Below are 19009 nucleotides of genomic sequence, written 5' to 3' on the forward strand. Positions count from 1 at the left end.
ATCGGAAGCGCCGCCGTAGTGCAAAGGGAGATGAACGTCGGCGAGGCGTCAGTCCGTCGCGCGCCCGTGCATTTCCGGATCAGCCGGGGATGGTCAGCCGTCGGCCCTCCGCCAGCATCCGCCAGGCGGCGACGTGCGGCGGCGCGCCGCCGGGCGTCAGTCCTCGGCCGCGTCCGGACCGACGGCTTCCTCGACCAGCCGGCGCCAGACCGGGTCGGTGTCGTCGACCAGGTCGACGTCCTCCAGCAGGGCCACCGCGCCGCCGCCGTCCGGCAGGATCAGGCCGATGACGTCCATCTCGTCGCCGTCCGGGCCGATATGGCTTTCGGCCTGCACGGCCACCGCCGCCTGTTCGCCGTCGGCCTCCCACCAGATCACCGGCTGGGGCAGCTCCATATCGATCGGCCGGGCGTCGTCGGTCTCGCCGAGCGCGAACACCGCCTTGCGGGCCTGGACGTCGTCCAGGGACGCGACCCGCCCGGTGAAGGCCGTCAGCCGGCTCCAGTCGTCAGCGTCATAGCCGCCGCCGTCCTCGTCGAATTGGCCATCAATCATACGCTCCACTCCAGCGTCACCCTCGTTCTCCCGAGATCGTCCAGGTAAGGACGCATGCCACCGCACATGGCTCCGTCTGGCGCCGCATCAAGCTGAACCGCGATGTCGCCATTGACGATCATCGCAGCACGCGCGGGCATCATCTGAATTCTGTCCAGGTGTTCAGCGCCGCCGAGAAGGATCGAAGGCGAGTAGACGAGGTGGGCATCTGCGGGCAGCTGTCCAAATCGCTCTCGCGCACGTGCCGTCATTTCGTCGAATGGCTTCACGGCACAGGTCAGGAACTCGGATTGAAGGAACTCGGTGAAACTCGCTACGATCGGCTCCGCCGTCATGGCGAAAGCGTCAAGGTAGTAGACGTTCTGATCAGCCGGGTCGCCCAGACGATAGGCATACTGGTCGCCCCAGCCGGTTTCACCGAACGACCAGTACTGATCACACCGCCCAGCCCAGGCGAATTTCCACATCTCAGGCTGATTCCAGCTGATCATGCACCCGTTCGGGGCATCAACGCCGAACAAGCGGTAGTAGCCCGCGTAAGCAGTGAGCCCGTTAGCCTGGATCAAGAACTCAAGGTGATCGAGCGGTAGGTGCACGCCTGCCGACGCCAGTCTATCACGCAGGACTGATGCGTCGATCGGAGCGCCCAGTTCGACATCGTCCAGTCGAGCCAAGGTAGCCACCGGCATTTCGCACTACTCCACCAAACAAAAAGGCCCGGCGACTCGTCGTCGCCGGGCCCCAATGTGCGCATCCCGCGTTAGGATGGAAGCCTTAGTTGCCGCCCATCATTGAGGCGACTTCCGAAGCGAAGTCCGGGCCTTCGACCTTCTCGACGCCTTCACCCAGGGCCAGGCGGACGAAGCCGGCGAGGTGCAGGCCGGGCGCGCCCAGTTCCTTGCCGGTTTCAGCGACCAGTTGCTCGATGGTCTGATCCGGGTTCATGACGAACGGCTGCTTGGTCAGCACCACGTCCTTCTGGAACTTGTTGATCTGACCTTCGACGATCTTGGCGATCATCGCTTCCGGACGGCCTTCTTCCTTGGCCTTCTCGGTCAGGACAGCGCGTTCCTTCTCGATCGCGGCCGGGTCCAGGTCGTCGGTGTTCAGCGACAGCGGAGCCGTGGCGGCGACGTGCATGGCGATCTTGCGGCCCAGTTCACGCAGGGCGGCCTTGTCGCCGCCGCCGTGCAGGGCGACCAGCACGCCGATGCGGCCCACGCCCGGCGAAACCGAGTTGTGGACGTACGAGGCGACCACGCCTTCGTCGACCGACAGGCGGGCGGCGCGGCGCAGCTGCATGTTCTCGCCGATGGTGGCGATCATGCTGGTGACTTCGTCCTGCACCGTCTTGCCGGCTTCCAGTTCGGCGCCGTGCAGACCTTCGAGCGTGGCGTGCTCGAGACCCAGCTGGGCGAACTTCTTGGCGGCGTTCTGGAACAGGTCGTTACGGGCGACGAAGTCGGTTTCGGCGTTGAACTCGATGGCGGCGCCGACTTCACCGGCTCCGACTTCCTTCGAGGCCACGGCGACGAGGCCTTCGGCGGCGACGCGGTCAGCCTTCTTGGCGGCCTTGGACAGGCCCTTGGCGCGCAGCCAGTCGATGGCGGCTTCGATGTCGCCATTGGTTTCCTGCAGGGCCTTCTTGCAGTCCATCATGCCGACGCCGGACTTGGCGCGCAGTTCCATAACGAGGGCGGCGGTGATCTCGGCCATGGTAGTCTCCTTGGGTATTCGTATGCGGGAACGGCCGGGGGTTAACCCGGCCTCATGTCAGTTTGACGGTGGGTCGCCCCCGCCCCCCGCTCATCCCGGCGAAAGCCGGGACCCAGACCTTTCCAGCGTGACGCCGGCGGATCTGGTCAGCGAGGGGCGGGTCAACTGTGGCGACCTTCACCCAAAGCACTGGGTCCCGGCTTTCGCCGGGATGAGCGGAGCGGGGTCGCTTAGACCGCGCCCTTCTCGGTTTCGACGGCGTCGTTGGCTTCCGAGGTCGCAGCCTGGGCGGCTTCGTCGGCGACGGCCGGCTCGGCAGCGGCTTCGAGTTCGGCGGCGACGCCTTCCGTACCGGCCGGAGCGGCTTCGACTTCAGCCTTCGGGGCCTTGGCTTCGCGCAGCATCGGCTCGTCCGGGTTCACGGCGGCGCCGAGATCCACGCCCGAGGCCGACTGGCCGGCGGCCAGGCCGTCCAGGACGGCGTCGGCGACCAGGTCGCAGTAGGTCTGGATGGCGCGGGCGGCGTCGTCGTTGCCCGGGACCGGGAAGGTGATGCCGTCCGGATCCGAGTTGGTGTCCAGGATGGCGATGATCGGGATGTTCAGCTTGCGGGCTTCCTGGATCGCGATCGCTTCCTTGTTGGTGTCGATCACGAACATGATGTCCGGGATCGAACCCATGTCCTTGATGCCGCCCAGCGAGGCGTCGAGCTTGTCGCGCTCGCGCTGCAGGCTCAGCAGTTCGCGCTTGTTGCGGCCGTCGCCGCCGGTTTCCAGCAGGCCGTCCAGCTCACGCAGGCGGGCGATCGAACCCGAGACCGTCTTCCAGTTGGTCAGGGTGCCGCCGAGCCAGCGGTTGTTCATGTAGTACTGGGCGCAGCGCTTGGCGGCTTCGGCGACCGGGTCAGCGGCCTGACGCTTGGTGCCGACGAACAGCACGCGACCGCCCTTGGCGGCGACGTTGCGGACTTCGACCAGAGCCTGGTGCAGCAGCGGCATGGTCTGCGACAGGTCGATGATGTGAATGTTCGAGCGCGAGCCGAAGATGTACTTGTCCATCTTCGGGTTCCAGCGGTGCGTCTGGTGACCGAAGTGCGCGCCGGCTTCGAGCAGCGAACGCATGGAGAATTCAGGCAGAGCCATGATCGGTAGTGTCCTTTTTCCGATAGACGTTGCGTGGGCGCTTTAAAGATCCGGCTGGATCCTCGGAATGGTGCAGACGGGGATGTCTCCCCCGATTGCGCCACGCCCACGTGCGAAGTGCGCGCGGCTTCTAGGCGGGTCGGGCGGAAAAGGCAAGCGGGACTTGAGCTTGGCCGGTGATCAGCCGCCGAGCATGAAGAGGCCCAGCACTGCGGCGGCCAGCAGGACCAGCGGCGCGGCGAAGCGGCCTTTCAGCACGAACAGCGCCCCAAGGGCTCCGGCGCCGAGCCCGGCTACGATCCAGGCGCGGTCGCCGGCTTCGCTCAGCAGGCTGGCGGCCAGACTGACGAGGGTGGCGACGATGACGCCGACGACGGCCGCGGCGACGCCGTCGAGCGCCGCATGCACCCGGGGCGCGGAGACCACGGCCTCCAGCCGGTCGTAGAGCGTCAGGGAAAAGGCGAAGGCCGGCAGGAACATGCCGATGGTGATGGCGACCGCGCCTGCGAACCCGCCCGCCGCAAAGCCTGAGAAGGTGGCGAAGATGACCAGCGGCGCCGGCAGGACATTGGCCAGAGCGACGCCGTCGAGGAATGTACCGTCGCGAACCCAGCCCGGGCCGACCACGTCCTGGCGCACGAACGGAATCGCGGTGTAGGCGCCGCCGAAGGTCAGCAGCCCACCCTTCAGGCCCGCCAGGAACAGGGCGCCGAGGGTGGCCGCGGCGAGCGGTCCAGCCGCCGCGCCGGGCCCGCCCGCGCCCAGCCCGGTGGTCCGCAAGACAACGGCGGTCACGGCGACGACCGCCACCAGGACCAGGGCCTCCCCTCGCCGTCCCGCATTGACCAGCAGGTGGACGGCCCCGGCGGCGGGCAGGAGCAGCCAGAAGGGCGCGCCGGCCAGGGTCGCGACGGCGGCGAGAATGGCCAGGGTCCACAGCGCCCGGGCTGACAGCACATGGGCGCCGATCCGCTGGGAGGCGCGGGCCACCAGCGCGACCGCCGCCGCCTGCGCACCCAGAAGGGCCGGCGCCAGCGCGCCCTCGGCGATGTCGAAGCGGAAGTAGAGCCAGGCCGCCAGCGTCATCAGCACGAAGCCTGGCAGCATGAAGCCCAGCCCCGCCAGCAGGCCGCCGATCCGCCCGCGCGCCCGCATGCCAAGATGGACGCACAGTTCGTGCGCCTCGGGCCCCGGCAAGGCCTGCATCACAGCCAGCAGGCGGTTGAACCGCTCGCCGGAGATCCAGCGCTCCTGCTCGACCAGTTCGCGGCGGATCATGGCGATCTGCGCGACCGGTCCGCCGAAGGCCAGACAGCCGAAACGGAGGAAGCGCAGGAACAGCGCTCCCAGGGACATAGGCGGCGGCTGGAAGGTGCTGTCCGTCATGGGCGGATGATGCCGGGAAGCCGCACTCCAGTCATGGCGGTTTCTCAAATACGGCCAAGCCTGTGGAAAGCTTGACAGAACGACGCTATGGTTAACGCCGGAGGGCCGTTCGGATGAATATCAGGACTGGAGCCATCGTCGGCGGGCTGGTGCTCGCCGCCGCCATCGCGGGGGTCGCGACCTCGCAACAACCGGCCCCGCCGCCGAACGCGGCGACGCAGGTCGGCCTCACGCCAAGCCGCGAAGAGGCCGCCGACCTGGTCCGCGCGCAGCAGGACCCGCTGACCACCCGCTTCCACCGCCAGCTCGAACAGGAAAAGGGACTGGCCGGACTCGGGGCCCAGGTGGCCGCCGCGACCGTACCGGTGCTGGCGCCGCCGGACGTCGGCCTTTTGAACGCCGCGACCTTCTACAACGGCGACCGCCACTACATGCTCGTCATCGAAGACACGGGTCGGGTCATCGAGATCTACGGATCCGCCAAGGCCTTCCAGTCGCCGGTCGCCGGCGGCGGCGTTCAGGCCGCACCCGCGGCGGCGGCGCGGCCGGCCGGGGCGGGTCGACTGGCCGCCGTCCGGGTCCAGGATCCGACCGAACGGGCCCTGGCGCAGGCCCGGGCGCGCGGCCTGAGCGATATCCGCCCCGAGAAGACGGAATACGGCGTCGACGTCGCCTTCCGCCGTTTCGGCGCCCTCTATAACGTCAGCTTCATCTGCGAGAGCCAGGGCGCCGGCTGCACGGAGGCCGACGCCATCGGCTTCGCCGCGGGCCTGGTGCTCCTGAACGGGGGCGGCGCGTGAGGCGGCTGACGGCGCTCGCCGCCCTATTGTCGCTCACGGCATGTTCGCCCTCAGGCTGCAGCCAACCAACGCCAGAGAAAGGCGGGCCGCCGCCGGCCGACGGCCTGGTGGCGGAGACGCCCGTCGAAACCCCGCCCGCCACGCCGGCGCCGGTCGACTGGCCGCACGAAGCGGGCGGCGCGCTGCATCCCGGCTCCGGCAGCGGCGCCACCGATGCGACCCTTTGGGCGGCAGGCATGCGCTTCCCGATCGAGCAGGCTCCGGCCTACGCCAACTCCCAGGTCTACGGGTACGGCGGCTTCGCGGCGCCGGGCCCCGGGGGGCAGTGCGACGACCGGAACTACAGCTATCCCTGGCGCGACAATTTCTGTGAAAGCCGCTCCTGGACCAACGGCATGTGCCCTACCGGCAAGGGCCACCAGGGCCAGGACATCCGCCCCGCCACCTGCGAAAAGAAGGTGCACTGGGCGGTCGCCGCCGAAAGCGGACGGATCACCTCGATCGGCAGCTACACCGTCACCCTGCTGGGCGACTCCGGCCGCATCTACCGCTATCTGCACCTCGACATGGCCGGGGTGAACGCCCTGTTCCCGACCCCTGTCTCGCGCAACGTCGAGCGCGGCCAGCACATCGGCAAGGTGTCGGCGGACTTCGGCGGCAGCGCCACGACCATCCACCTGCATTTCGAGATCAAGGCGCCGGTCGCCAGCGGCGGCGGCGGCGGCGGCGCGGTCACCTTCGTGCCCACCTACTCCAGCCTGGTCGACAGTTACGGCCGCCTGCTGAACGGCGCCGCCTAGGCGCCGCGGATGGACCCGCACCCATGAACGTCCTCGAGTATCTCGCCTACAACCTCGCCATCCTGGGCCAGTTCTACGGCGACCTGTTCGAGGGCGTCGTTCCGCAGGGGTTGCTGCGCACCGCGTTCTTCGCCATCGCGGTGCTGGCGCCGTCCATCGCCCAATTCCGCCCCAAGCGGCTGGACGTGCTGCAGGACACCCTGTTGTGCACGGCGATGAGCACAGCGATCTTCGTGGCCCTGAGCTGGTTCGAACAGGGCCCGTCGCCCTTCCTGTTCCTGTTCATCCTCGGCGTCTTCGCCGTCTGCCTGCCGTTCAGCCTCGCCGCCATCGTGCTCGTGCGGGTGCTGCGGCGCGGCGCGGGTGGCGGCAAGAAAGCCAAGGGCGGGCACGGCGCCGGACACGGCCATGGGCACGGCCACGGCGGCCACTAAGTCTCAGGTCCCGCGCGGCTTGACCCGGCTGGTGGCCTCGGCGTTGGCGGGATCCTCGGGCCAGGGGTGTTTCGGATAGCGACCGCGCATTTCGGACCGCACGTCCTTCCACGAGCCGCCCCAGAAGCCCGGCAGGTCCTTGGTCATCTGGATCGGACGGCGGGCCGGCGACAGCAAGGCCAGGGTCAGCGGGATGCTGCGGCCCACGGTCGGATGGGCTTTCACCCCGAACAGCTCCTGCACCCGGATGTCGACGCGCGGCCCGCCCTCGGCGGCGTAGTCGATGGCGGCCGAGCCGAGCGGCGTCTCCAACCGGGCCGGAGCCAGGTCGTCGAGGGCGCGCTGGCGATCCCAGGGGATCAGCGACCGCAGGCCGTTCTCGAGCGCGCCGTCGGTGATCGCGCCGAGCGACTGGACGTCGTCGAGCAAGGGCCACAGCCAGGTCTCGCGCGCCGCGTGCAGACCCTCGTTGGAAACATCCGGCCAGCCGTCATCAACGGTTGAAAGGAAGGCCAGCCGCGCCCGCAGCGCAGACGCTCGCTCGCCCCAGCGCAAGCCGGCGAGGCCATCGCGCGCGACCTCGCCCTTCAGCGCCGCAGCGATGGCGGCGCGGTCGGGCGCGCCCGTGATCTTTTCGTCGACGACGATGGCCCCGATGCGCCGGATCCGCTTCATCACCATCCGGCCCGAGGGTTCGCGCGACAGCCGGTCTTCGACCTCCAGGCGATGTTCCAGCGCCGCGAGGTCGACCGGGGCGGCCAGGCGGACACGGTCGCGCGCATCGCCGCCGCCCAGCTCGGCCACGGCCAGCCAGGGCTCGCGCGCCAGCGTGTCCGTCGGCTCCATGAAGGCGCCGCGGCCGGAGGCCAGCAGGATCTCGCCCGGCTTGCCGCGCGCCTTGGCGACCCGCTCAGGGAAGGCCTCGGCCAGCAGGGCGCCGACGTCGGGCTCGCCGCCCTTCCCGCCCCCGGCGGCGCGGGCCCAGCGCTCGGCCAGCTTGATGGCGTCGCGGGCGCGGGGTGAACGATCCCGATCGAGGCCGCGCAGGCGGTCGCGAAGGTCGAGATCGTTTCCGCCCAGCCCTGGCTCGCTGAGCACGGCGGCGATGCGCGCGCCGAGCATCGCGTCGCCCGCGTCGCTGGCCACCGCGGCCATATGGGCCAGGCGGGGCGAGAGCGGGATGGCCGTCAGCCGTCGGCCGTGCGGGGTCAGCCCGCCGGTGGCGTCGAGCGCGTCCAGCCGCTCCAGCACCTTCCTGGCCTCGGCGAAGGCGCCAGCCGGGGGTGGGTCGAGCAGGGCCAGCCCCTCGGCCGAGCGGGCGCCCCAACGGGCCAGATCAAGGGCGAAGGCGGTCAGGTCGGCTTCGAGGATCTCGGGCCGTTGGTGCGGGACTAGGCCGCGGGTCTGTTCCTCGTCCCAAAGGCGATAGCAGACGCCCGACTCGACTCGCCCGGCGCGGCCGCGGCGCTGTTCGGCCGAGGAGCGGCTGACCTTCACCGTCGCCAGCCGGGTCAGGCCGCTGGACGGCTCGAAGCGGGGCACGCGTGACAAGCCGCCGTCGATGACGACCCGCACGCCCTCGATGGTCAGGCTGGTCTCGGCGACCGAGGTGGCCAGCACCACCTTGCGGCGGCCGGGCGCCGCCGGCTCGATGGCCCGGTCCTGCTCCCCCTTGTCCATAGCGCCGTAAAGGGGGACCACGTCGACACCCGCGGGCAGGCGGTCGGAGAGACGCTGGACGGTGCGGTGGATCTCCCCCTGCCCCGGGAGGAAGACCAGCACCGAGCCCGTCTCTTCGGCCAGGGCCTGACGCACGGCGCGGGCGACGGCGTCCTCGAACCGCTCTGCCGGGTTGCGGCCGAAATAGCGGGTCTCGACCGGATACATCCGGCCTTCGGCCTCGATCACGGGAGCCCCGTCAAGCAGGCGGGAAACCCCGGCGATGTCCAGCGTCGCCGACATGACCAGCAGGCGCAGATCGTCGCGCAGCAAGCCTTGCGTTTCGCGCGCCAGGGCCAGGCCGAGGTCGGCGTCCAGGCTACGCTCGTGGAACTCGTCGAACAGGACGGCGCCGACGCCTTCCAAGGCCGGGTCGTCGAGGATCATGCGGGTGAAGACGCCCTCCGTGATCACCTCGATGCGGGTCTTGGGGCCGATCCGGCTCTGCAGGCGGATGCGGTAGCCCACCGTCTCGCCCGGCGTCTGGCCGAGGGTTCGAGCCACGCGCTCGGCGGCGGCGCGTGCGGCGAGGCGTCGCGGCTCCAGCACCAGGATCTTGCCGTCGCCCAGCCATGCCTGGTCGAGCAGCGCCAGCGGCACGACCGTGGTCTTGCCGGCCCCGGGGGGCGCGGCGAGCACCGCGACATTGCCGGCCGCGAGCGCGGCTTTCAGCTCATCGAGGACGGCGTGAATGGGGAGCATCCCATGCGCTCTAGCCGCAACGCCGGGGGTCATGAAAGCGTCGTCCGGCCTTCACCATTCGGAAACCGCGTTGCCAGCCGCCCGCCTCGCCGCTAGCGTCCGCGCCAAGCCGCAGAGGGCGGCATCCAAGTCGGAGGGGAAATTTATGTGGCGCATTAAGTCGCTAGACGCGATTCTGGCCACGGCCGAGAAGAAATCGCTGCACCGATCGCTCGGCCCCATTCAGCTCACGCTGCTGGGCATCGGCGCCATCATCGGCACCGGCATCTTCGTTCTGACCGCGGCTGCAGCCCAAAAGGCCGGCCCCGGGATGATGTGGAGCTTCATCATCGCCGGCGCCGTCTGCGCCGTCGCCGCGCTCTGCTATTCGGAACTGGCCTCGATGGCCCCGGTTTCGGGCTCGGCCTACACCTACACCTACGCCGTGATGGGCGAACTGCTGGCCTGGATGGTCGGCTGGGCCCTGATCCTCGAGTACGCCGTGGCGGCCTCGGCCGTGTCGGTCGGCTGGTCCGGCTATGTGCTCGGCCTGATCGAAAACGCGCTCGGGTTCGACTGGCCCGACCTGCTGCAGGCTGGTCCGACCTGGAGCATGAACGGCTTCATCCCGTCGCCGGACTTCTCTGCGGGCATCATCAACGTTCCGGCGATCATCGTCGCCCTGTCCGTGACCCTGCTGCTGATGATCGGCACGACGGAATCGGCCCGCGTCAACGCCATCCTGGTTGCGATCAAGGTCGCCGCCCTGACGGCCTTCATCGTCCTCACCGCGCCGCTGATCGCCAATAGCGGCGACCACTTCTCGCCGATGGCGCCGAACGGCTGGTTCGGTCCGGCCGGCACTTCGGGCCTGGGCATCGTCGGCGCCGCCGCCTCGATCTTCTTCGCCTACGTCGGCTTCGACGCGGTCTCGACCGCCGCTGAAGAAACCAAGAACCCGCAACGCAACGTGCCGATCGGCCTGATCGGCTCGCTGGCCATCTGCACCGTCTTCTATCTGCTGGTCGCCGCCGGGGCGATCGCCGCTATCGGCGCTCAACCGGTCCTGGGCCTCGACGGCTCGGTGGTCCAGCCGGGTTCGCCGGGCTTCACCGCCGCCTGCGCCCTGGCTGAAAACGCCAGCCAGCTGGTCTGCTCGAACGAGGCCCTGGCCCACGTTCTGCGCGAGATCAACCACCCGGCCGTCGGCAACATCCTCGGCATGGCCGCCATGCTGGCCCTGCCGTCGGTCATCCTGATGATGATCTTCGGCCAGACCCGCATCTTCTTCGTCATGGCCCGCGACGGCCTGCTGCCGGAGAGCTTCGCCAAGGTCCACCCGAAGTGGAAGACCCCGTACATCGTGACCGCCTTCACCGGCATCGCGGTGGCCATCGCCGGGGCCCTGTTCCCGGTCGGCCAGCTGGCGGACATCTCCAACTCGGGGACCCTGTTCGCCTTCTTCATGGTGTCGCTGGCGGTGCTGATCCTGCGCGTCAAGGAGCCGAACCGTAAGCGCCCGTTCAAGACCCCGCTGGTCTGGATCATGGCCCCGCTGTCGGCGGCCGGCTGCGCCTTCCTGTTCTGGAACCTGCCGCACGACGCCAAGATGGTGCTGCCGATCTGGGGCGGCATCGGCCTGGTGATCTATCTGCTGTACGGCGTTCGCAAGAGCCACCTGGGCCGCGGCCTGATCGAGGTCCACGAGACGGACCCCGACGCTCCGCCGCCGCCGGTTCCCCCGATCTCCTGATCGGCGCGCGAGCGAAACGACAGAAGGCCCGGGAGCAATCTCGGGCCTTTTTCGTTGGCTGCATTGCCCACCGCGTCCGGCTCCCCTAGAGGCTTGGACAGAACCTATGCGGATGTGGCGGAACTGGTAGACGCACTGGATTTAGGTTCCAGCGCCGCGAGGCGTGGAGGTTCGAGTCCTCTCATCCGCACCAGGCTTTGCGCGTCCGCCAGCGCTCAAGAGCGACGCCGTGGCGATTCCCTCAGGCAGCCTCCGGGTCGACGGACAGGTCCCTTTTAGCGCCACAGGCGCGCGCCAAAGCGCCCATCGGACATTTCGAAATCAGGCCCTCGACCCGTCTCATCACGGGCGCGCGCATGAAGTTCTTGCTTTGTTCTCACTCCTGTTCCATCCTCTCTGCATGGTTCAGTCAGGCGCGAAAGGACGGGGGGCGAGATCGAACGCGACCGGCCGCTTCGAGCCCGAGACGGTGGAGACCTTTGATGACGGCTGGACCAGCGACGATGCGGGCGCCGCGCCGCTGCGCACCACCCTCACGCCCGAGCACGCGCGGACCATCATCGCCAAGAACACCAGTCCCGACATCGGCTTCGACCGTTCCATCAACCCCTACAAGGGCTGCGAACATGGCTGCATCTACTGCTACGCCCGTCCGTCCCATGCCTACATGGGCCTATCCCCGGGCCTGGATTTCGAGAGCCGGATCTTCTTCAAGCCCGAGGCCGCGAGTCTGCTGGAACAGGAGCTCAGCAGGCCCCGATACGTCTGCAAGCGCATCCATGTAGGCGGCAACACCGACCCCTATCAGCCGGTCGAGCGCGAACTGAAGTCGACGCGGTCGGTGCTGGAGGTGATGCAGCGGTTCAAACAGCCGTTCAGCATCATCACCAAGTCGGTGCTGATCGCCCGCGACGTGGACATCCTCGGACCGATGGGACGCGACGGCCTGGCCTCGGCCTTCGTCTCCATCACCACCCTGGACCGCGGCCTGGCGCGGGCGATGGAGCCGCGCGCCTCCACCCCGGCCAAGCGGCTGGAGGCGATCAGCCGCTTGGCCGATGCGGGTTGCCCGGTCGGAGTCGGCTTCGCGCCGGTGATCCCGGGCCTGAACGACCACGAGTTGGAGGCGGTTCTGGAGGCCGCGGCCAAGGCCGGGGCGACCACGGCCATGTACGTCATCCTGCGCCTGCCGCTGGAGATCAAGGACCTGTTCCGCGAGTGGCTGGCCGATGCCCGGCCCGAGCGCGCCGCCCGCGTCATGTCCCTGATCCGGCAGACCCGGGGCGGCCGCGACTACGATCCCGACTGGAACCAGCGCATGAAGGGAACGGGCCCCGTCGCCGAGTTGATCGCCACCCGCTTCAAGGCGGCGGTGAAACGCTACGGCCTCGACGGCCCGCGGCACGATCTGGACGTGACGAAGTTCCGCGTGCCGGCGGAGATGAAGAAGCAGCTGGATTTGTTTGATCTGGCCAGTTGAGCGCCAGCCTAGCGGCTGAACACCGCCACCAGCTCCACATGCGCCGACCACAGGAACTGGTCGACCGGGGTCACTCGTTCCAGCGTGAAGCCGGCGTCGATCAGGACGCGGGCGTCGCGGGCGAAGGTCTGGGGGTTGCAGGAGACGTAGACGACCCCGCCCGCCTTGGTCCCTGGCAGCTGGGCGGTCTGGTCGACGGCGCCCGCCCGGGGCGGGTCCAGCACGATGGCCTCGCAGCCGCGCAGATCGTAGGGGGCCAGGGGGCGACGGAACAGGTCGCGCGCCTGCGCCTCAATCGGCTTGATCCCTCGTGTCGCGGCGATGCCGGCCTTCAAGGCGGCGATCCCGGGCCCCGATCCGTCGGCGGCCAGCACGGGCGCGAGTTCGGCCAAAGGGAAGGTGAAGGCGCCGGCCCCGCAGAACAGGTCGGCGACCTTCTTGGCCCCCTTCACCGCCGCCACGGCCCGCTCGACCATGGCCGCCTCGGCCTCGGGCACGGCCTGCAGGAAGCCGCCGGCCGGCAGGGGCACGACGGCGGGGCCGAAGGCGACCTTGGGCTGTCGTGCCATGACGAGGGTGTCGCCGGCGAGACTGAGTCGGGCGAGGTCGGCGGCGGCGGACGCCTCGATGGCGCGCATCTGGGCGTCGCGCGACAGGCCGCCCGAGCGCCGCTCGACGCCGGTGACGTCGACGTCCAGCCCGGTCAGGGTCCAGGTCACATGCAGGGTCGGGGCCGACTTCGGATGCTCCAGGAAGGCCTCAGCTACGCGGGCCAGGGCCGGGAAGGCGGCGACCAGGCGAGGATCGGCCACCGGGCACTCGGTGATCTCGACCAGCCGCCAGCTCTTGCGCGCCTTGAAGCCGAGGATGGCCCGCCCGTCCGGCCCGCGCCGGACGTGCAGGGCGACGCGCCGTCGGCTGCCCTGCGGGACGGCGACGGTCGGCTCGACCTCGGCCTCGATCCGTTCGCGGGCGAGCGCCAGGCGCACCTGCTCGCGCTTCCATTCCAGATAGGGCTCCGTGGCCCAGTGCTGCAGCGAGCAACCGCCGCAGTCGCCGTAGTGGGGCGACAACGGCGCGACGCGGTCGGGGCTGGGCGTCAGGATCTCGACCTGTTCGGCGCGGCCGTCGCGCACTTCGGCCCGCACGGTCTCGCCCGGCAGGGTCAGGGGGGCGAACACGGGGCCGTCGGGTCCTTGGGCGATCCCGTCGCCCTGCCCGCCCACGCGGGTGATGGTCAGCGTCTCCGTCATCGGGCGCTTCTAGAGCTTCCGCGGCCGGGGGCAAACCTGAACGAAGATGAACGCCACGCTCAAAGGCCGTTCAGCTTGCGAGCCCTAGAAGTGGACGCAACGGACAAGGACGCCTCCTCCCCGAGACGCCCGAAACAACAAGGATCCGCCGATGCTCGCTCGCCTGACCAAGTCCAGCGCTCTCGCCGCCACCGCGATGGCCGCCGTCGGCGTCATGCTGGCGCCCGCTGCGGCCTCGGCCCAGACCTACAGCTACCAGGGTTCGGGCTACAGCCAGCCGTACGGCTATGACCGCTATGACGATCGTTCTGCTTACGATTATCGCAACACGCCGGAGTATTGCCGTAGCGACCGCGGCCAACGCACCGCGGCGGGCACGGCGATCGGCGGCGCGATCGGCGCCATCGCCGGATCCCAGTTGGGCGCTCGCGGTCGGCGTACAGAAGGCAGCGTTCTGGGCGGCGTGCTCGGCGCAGTCATCGGCGCTGGGGTCGGCAACAGCTCGGCCGCCGATTGCGACCGGTACTATGACCGCTCGGACTACCGCTACGATAGCTACGGCTACCAGCAGCCGCCGCGCTATGACGACCGGTACGACGACCGCTACGCCTCGACGGATCGCTACTACGGCGACAGCCGTTACTACGGTGACAGCCGCTACTACGGCACGCAGGGCGTGACGGCCTACGATCCGCGCTACGGCGCTGGCGACAGTTACGGGTGCCGCACCGTCGAGACCCGCAGCTACGACCGCAACGGGCGCCTCGTCACCCGCTACGAGCAGTCCTGCCCGCGCTACTGACCGAATTGCGTCGTCGATTTATTTTCAGCCCCCCTGTCGATCGGCGACGTGACGGGACCGCCGGTGGAGCAATCCACCGGCGGTTTCTCTTTGGCGGGGCGCTCGGGTCGAGAAGGCGGAGCCTTCTGATCGCGGCCCACTAAGAATGCTTAGCCCACAGCAGGAATTCGACGTTCCCATCCCCACCGGTGATGGGGCTCTCCGCAGTGGCTTCGACGAACCAGCCCCGGCCTTCCAGCCACGCGGAGACACGGTCGAGGGCGGCCCGACGGGCCTCAGGGTCTTTGACGACGCCGCCGCGGCCGACCTCGTTGCGGGCTTCCATCTCGAACTGGGGCTTCACCAGAGTGACCAGGTCGGCGTCCGGCGCCGCCAGGGCCAAGGCGGCAGGCAGGACCTTGGCCAAGCCGATGAAACTGGCGTCACAGACAATCAGACCCGGCGCCTCGGGGATCAGCTCCGGCGTCAGATCGCGGGCGTCGGTCTGTTCGAGATCAACAACGCGCGGATCATCGGCGATGCGCCGGTGCAACTGGCCGGAGCCGACGTCGACGGCGTAGACCCGCGTCGCGCCGCGCTCGAGGCAGACTTCGGTGAAGCCGCCGGTCGAGGCGCCGACGTCCAGCACCACGCGGCCCTCCACGCGCACCGGCCACGCGCTCAGGGCGTGATCCAGCTTCAGGGCGGCGCGACCGACGAAGCGGTGCGCCTCCACGAAGGTCAGGACGGCGTCCTCGGCCACAGACTGCGAGGCGGCCTTGGCCGGGGCGCCGTCTACGGTGACGTTGCCGGCCTCAATTGCGGCCTTGGCCCGGGCCCGGCTGTCAGCCAGGCCGCGGGCGACCAGCAGCTGGTCGAGCCGGGTCTTCACGGGATCAGAGCGCTTCCAGACGCTTGAGCGCCGCTTCCAGCTTGGCCTTGCCGGCTTCGGCTTCGGCAAGCTTCTCACGCTGCTCATCGACGACTTCGGGCGCGGCGCGGGACACGAAGTTGGGGTTGCCCAGCTTCTTGTTCACGTGGCCGATGTCGCTTTCGAAGACCGCGATCTCCTTGGTCAGGCGCGTGCGCTCGGCGGCCAGGTCGATGATACCCGCCAGCGACAGCGCCGCGGTGGCCCCGCCCGAGACGAAGGTCACGGCCCCGGCGGGCGCGGCGTCGGCGGTGGCGACCTCGGACACGCGGCCCAGGGTCAGGATCAGGTCGCGATGGCGGGTGATGCGCTCGGCCGTGGCCGCGTCCGGCGCGACGAAGGCCAGCGGCGGCTTGGCCGACGGCGGCACGTTCATCTCGGCGCGCAGCTGACGGATCTCGGTGACGAGGTCGACGAGCCAGCCGATCTCGGCCTCGGCCGAGGCGTCGACGAAGCTCTCCGGCAGCTCCGGCCAGCGGGCGCCGATCAGGGTCGCCTCGGCGCGGGGGGCGCCCTCCCCGGCCAGCTTGTCCCACAGCTCCTCGGTGATGAAGGGCATCACCGGGTGCATCAGCTTCAGGGTCTGGTCGAGGGTCCAGGCGGTCATGGCCTGGGTCTCGGACTTGGCCGCCGCGTCGGCGCCGTTGAACACCGGTTTTGCCAGCTCCAGGTACCAGTCGCAGAAGACGTTCCAGACGAAGCGGTACAGGGCCGAAGCGGCGTCGTCGAAGCGGCCGCCTTCCAGCGCCGAGGACACCTGGCGCTCGGCCTTGGTCAGCTCGCCGCGAATCCAGCGGTTTATGGTCTGCTGGACGCCGGCCGGGTCGAAGCCCTCGGCGCGGCGCGCCTCGTTCATCTGGGCGAAGCGTGCGGCGTTCCACAGCTTGGTGCCGAAATTGCGATAGCCTTCAATACGCTGCTTCGAAAGCTTGATATCGCGTGTACCCGACAGGATGGCCATGGTGAAGCGCAGCGGGTCGGCGCCCAGCTCGTCGATGATGCCGAGAGGGTCGATGACGTTCCCCTTCGACTTGCTCATCTTCTGGCCCTTCTCGTCGCGGACCAGACCATTGATGATGACCCGCTTGAACGGGACCTCGTCCATGAAGTGCAGACCCATCATCATCATCCGGGCGACCCAGAAGAAGATGATGTCCGCCGCCGTGACCAGATCCGCGGTCGGATAGAAGCGCGCCAGGTCGTCGGTCTTCTCGGGCCAGCCCATGGTCGAGAACGGCCACAGGGCCGAGCTGAACCAGGTGTCCAGGACGTCCTCGTCCTGGGTCAGGGCCGTCTCGCCGTCATAGTGGTGACGGGCAGCGGCGCGAGCATCGTCCTCAGTCTCCTCGACGAAGACCGTGCCGTCCGGGCCGTACCAGGCCGGGATGCGGTGGCCCCACCACAGCTGGCGCGAGATGCACCACGGCTCGATGTTGCGCAGCCACTCGAAATAGATCTTCGAATAGCTGGCCGGCTCGAAGACGGTGTCGCCCTGCTCGACGGCCTTGATGGCCGGCTGGGCCAGGGTGTGGGCGTCGACGTACCACTGGTCCGTCAGCCAGGGCTCGATGACCACGCCCGAGCGGTCGCCGTGCGGGATGACGTGGCGGGTCTTCTCGATCTCCTTGAGCCAGCCCTCCTCCTCGGCGCGGGCGACGATGGCCTTGCGCGCGGCGAAGCGGTCCATGCCCTCGTACTCGGCGGGCACGTCCGGGGTGTCGGCCGCAGTGATGCGGCCGAAGGCGTCCATGACGTTCAGGGCGGCCAAGCCGGCGCGCTTGCCGACGCCGAAGTCGTTGAAGTCGTGCGCCGGGGTGATCTTCACTGCGCCCGAGCCCTTGGTCGGGTCGGCGTAGTCGTCGGCGACGATCGGAATGCGGCGGCCCGTGACCGGCAGTGTCACGAACTTGCCGACCAGGCCGGCGTAGCGCGCGTCCTCGGGGTGCACGGCGACGCCGGTGTCGCCCAGCATGGTCTCCGGGCGGGTGGTGGCGACGACGATATAGTCGCGCGTCTCGTACTCGGTCGGCTGGTTGTCGCCGTCGTACGCGACCGGATGCTCATAGGTGACGCCGTCGGCCAGCGGATAGGCGAAATGCCAGTAGAAGCCGTCCATCTCGCGCTGCTCGACCTCGAGGTCCGAGATGGCGGTCTGGAAATGCGGGTCCCAGTTCACCAGCCGCTTGTCGCGGTAGATCAGGCCTTCCTTGAACAGCTGGACGAAGACCTTGCGGACGGCGTCCTGCAGTTTGGGGTCGAGGGTGAAACGCTCGCGCGACCAGTCGCACGACGCCCCGAGCCGACGTAGCTGATTCTGGATCGAGCCGGCGCTGGTGGCCTTCCATTCCCAGACCTTCTCGAGGAAGGCCTCGCGGCCCATCTCGCGGCGGCTGACATTACCCGCGGCGGCCAGCTGGCGCTCGACCACCATCTGGGTCGCGATGCCCGCGTGGTCCGTGCCGGGCAGCCACAGCGCCGCCTTGCCCTTCATCCGCTGATAGCGGGTCAGGATGTCCTGAAGGGTGTTGTTGAGCGCATGGCCGATGTGCAGCGACCCGGTCACGTTCGGCGGCGGGATGACGATCGAATAGGCCTCGGCGGCGCCGTCGGTCTTGGGCGCGAACACGCCGCTCTCCTCCCACATGGCGTAGAGGCGAGGTTCGGCGGCGGTCGGGTCGAAGGTCTTGTCGAGCATGGGGGAGGTCATTCTTGATGCCCTACCGCGACACGCGCGGCGTGTCGCTATTGAGGGCGGCCGAAAAAGAGAAAGGGCGGCTCCGCCTGGAGCCGCCCTGAAATGATCTAGCCTTGATCAGGTCGCAGGTGAAGCTAGCCGGCGGTGCGGGCGATGCGTTCGACTTCCTTGCGTACCTGGGCCTCGACGATGGCCGGCAGGTTGGCGTCCAGCCATTCCTTCAGCATCGGGCGCAGCAGGGCGCGAGCCAGTTCGTCGACGGTCGGGCCCGAACCGAACGACGGCTCCGACGGCTCGGCGCGCTTCAGCGAAGCGGCGAAGCCGGCGAAGGCCGAGGCGGCCGTGGCGGCGGCGTTGTCGCCGACCAGACGTTCGTGAGCGGTCGTGTCCATCGGATGGTCCGGCTGAGGGGCGAAGACGGCCTGGGCGGCGGCCTCGACCGGGAAGGGATCGGGTTCGGGGGCCGGAGCGACGTCCAGGTCGCCGATGCTTTCGGCGGCCGCAGCCGGGGCCTCGTAGGTGTCGGTCAGTTCGAGGACGTCTTCCTCGGCCGAGACAGGCTCCTGCACCGACAGGGTCTCGTCCATCATCGCGGGCGAAACCGGCGCGGGCGCGGGCTCGGGCTCGGGCTCGGGGGCGACGGCGACCGGAGCGGGCGCAGGCGCCGCGGCCGTCTCGGCCGGCGCGTCGTCCTCGGAGATGATCCGGCGGATCGACGCCAGGATTTCCTCCATCGTCGGTTCCTGGGCGGTCTGGTCGGTCATGGCGAAATCCCGGGACGCACGCGGCCTGTGCGCCAAATCTGGTCGAATCTCAGCGAGGACGGCGGCCCCTCCCCCGCTAGCTCTGTCGTCGCATCTCAGCCCGCTGGAATCAACGGGCG

16 protein-coding genes and 1 tRNA gene are annotated in these 19009 nt (G+C 69.2%); 7 read left to right on the plus strand and 10 right to left on the minus strand.

Translation table 11 applies throughout. The features are described from left to right. Positions 1-156 precede the first annotated feature (156 nt). The 5 genes from ASC65_RS04335 to chrA form a co-directional block, all read right to left on the minus strand. Positions 157-555 carry a hypothetical protein gene (locus ASC65_RS04335; protein ID WP_056449864.1) on the minus strand — a complete coding sequence of 133 codons (399 nt, stop codon included), beginning with the start codon at positions 553-555 and terminating at the stop codon, positions 157-159. Continuing rightward, complete coding sequence (locus ASC65_RS04340; RefSeq protein WP_056449866.1) at positions 552-1244, minus strand: SMI1/KNR4 family protein; 693 nt, start codon at positions 1242-1244, stop codon at positions 552-554. The genes ASC65_RS04335 and ASC65_RS04340 overlap by 4 nt, the downstream gene beginning before the upstream one ends. A gap of 85 nt (positions 1245-1329) precedes the next feature. After that, on the minus strand, positions 1330-2271 hold the full coding sequence (gene tsf, locus ASC65_RS04345) for a translation elongation factor Ts (RefSeq protein ID WP_056449867.1): 942 nt from the start codon (positions 2269-2271) through the stop codon (positions 1330-1332). 230 nt (positions 2272-2501) lie between these two features. Continuing rightward, a complete protein-coding gene (gene rpsB / locus ASC65_RS04350; protein WP_056449869.1) occupies positions 2502-3413 on the minus strand; it encodes a 30S ribosomal protein S2 in 912 nt (303 codons plus the stop codon). A 180-nt stretch (positions 3414-3593) separates the two neighbouring features. Continuing rightward, positions 3594-4799, minus strand: a complete 1206-nt coding sequence (gene chrA, locus ASC65_RS04355) for a chromate efflux transporter (RefSeq protein ID WP_056449871.1) — start codon at positions 4797-4799, stop codon at positions 3594-3596. A 113-nt stretch (positions 4800-4912) separates the two neighbouring features. Here chrA and ASC65_RS04360 point away from each other — a divergent pair, with 113 nt between their 5' ends. The 3 genes from ASC65_RS04360 to ASC65_RS04370 all read left to right on the plus strand — a co-directional run bounded on the left by ASC65_RS04360 (position 4913) and on the right by ASC65_RS04370 (position 6833). Further along, positions 4913-5599: a hypothetical protein gene (locus ASC65_RS04360; protein WP_056449874.1), complete on the plus strand. Its 687-nt coding sequence runs from the start codon at positions 4913-4915 to the stop codon at positions 5597-5599. Positions 5600-5706: 107 nt separating this feature from the next. Further along, entirely contained in the window at positions 5707-6399 is a 693-nt protein-coding gene (locus ASC65_RS04365) for a M23 family metallopeptidase (RefSeq protein WP_056449876.1), read from the plus strand. A gap of 23 nt (positions 6400-6422) precedes the next feature. Further along, complete coding sequence (locus ASC65_RS04370) at positions 6423-6833, plus strand: hypothetical protein (protein WP_056449878.1); 411 nt, start codon at positions 6423-6425, stop codon at positions 6831-6833. A gap of 3 nt (positions 6834-6836) precedes the next feature. Here ASC65_RS04370 and hrpB read toward each other — a convergent pair whose 3' ends face one another. After that, positions 6837-9254, minus strand: a complete 2418-nt coding sequence (hrpB, locus tag ASC65_RS04375) for an ATP-dependent helicase HrpB (protein WP_056449880.1) — start codon at positions 9252-9254, stop codon at positions 6837-6839. Between the two features lie 145 nt (positions 9255-9399). Between hrpB and ASC65_RS04380 the strand changes: the two genes are divergently transcribed. From ASC65_RS04380 to ASC65_RS04390, 3 genes are all read left to right on the plus strand, one after another. Further along, positions 9400-10986, plus strand: coding sequence for an amino acid permease (locus ASC65_RS04380; protein ID WP_056449882.1), 1587 nt, complete (start codon positions 9400-9402; stop codon positions 10984-10986). Positions 10987-11094: 108 nt separating this feature from the next. Then, positions 11095-11179: transfer RNA gene (locus tag ASC65_RS04385), tRNA-Leu, on the plus strand. 207 nt (positions 11180-11386) lie between these two features. Then, positions 11387-12466, plus strand: coding sequence for a PA0069 family radical SAM protein (locus tag ASC65_RS04390; protein WP_056450452.1), 1080 nt, complete (start codon positions 11387-11389; stop codon positions 12464-12466). Positions 12467-12474: 8 nt separating this feature from the next. Here the strand turns inward: ASC65_RS04390 and ASC65_RS04395 are convergent, their stop codons facing one another. Beyond that, a complete protein-coding gene (locus tag ASC65_RS04395; protein ID WP_056449884.1) occupies positions 12475-13719 on the minus strand; it encodes a class I SAM-dependent RNA methyltransferase in 1245 nt (414 codons plus the stop codon). A 151-nt stretch (positions 13720-13870) separates the two neighbouring features. Here ASC65_RS04395 and ASC65_RS04400 point away from each other — a divergent pair, with 151 nt between their 5' ends. Beyond that, a complete protein-coding gene (locus tag ASC65_RS04400) occupies positions 13871-14521 on the plus strand; it encodes a glycine zipper 2TM domain-containing protein (protein WP_056449886.1) in 651 nt (216 codons plus the stop codon). A 139-nt stretch (positions 14522-14660) separates the two neighbouring features. Here ASC65_RS04400 and ASC65_RS04405 read toward each other — a convergent pair whose 3' ends face one another. From ASC65_RS04405 to ASC65_RS04415, 3 genes are all read right to left on the minus strand, one after another. Continuing rightward, entirely contained in the window at positions 14661-15392 is a 732-nt protein-coding gene (locus ASC65_RS04405; protein ID WP_056449888.1) for a TlyA family RNA methyltransferase, read from the minus strand. 4 nt (positions 15393-15396) lie between these two features. Continuing rightward, positions 15397-18126 (minus strand): valine--tRNA ligase, encoded by a 2730-nt coding sequence (locus tag ASC65_RS04410; protein WP_056449890.1) that lies wholly within the window; start codon positions 18124-18126, stop codon positions 15397-15399. A 134-nt stretch (positions 18127-18260) separates the two neighbouring features. After that, positions 18261-18890 carry a DUF2497 domain-containing protein gene (locus tag ASC65_RS04415; protein ID WP_056449892.1) on the minus strand — a complete coding sequence of 210 codons (630 nt, stop codon included), beginning with the start codon at positions 18888-18890 and terminating at the stop codon, positions 18261-18263. Positions 18891-19009 lie beyond the last annotated feature (119 nt).

The organism is Brevundimonas sp. Root1279 (assembly GCF_001425945.1).
In the GTDB taxonomy this organism is placed as follows: domain Bacteria; phylum Pseudomonadota; class Alphaproteobacteria; order Caulobacterales; family Caulobacteraceae; genus Brevundimonas.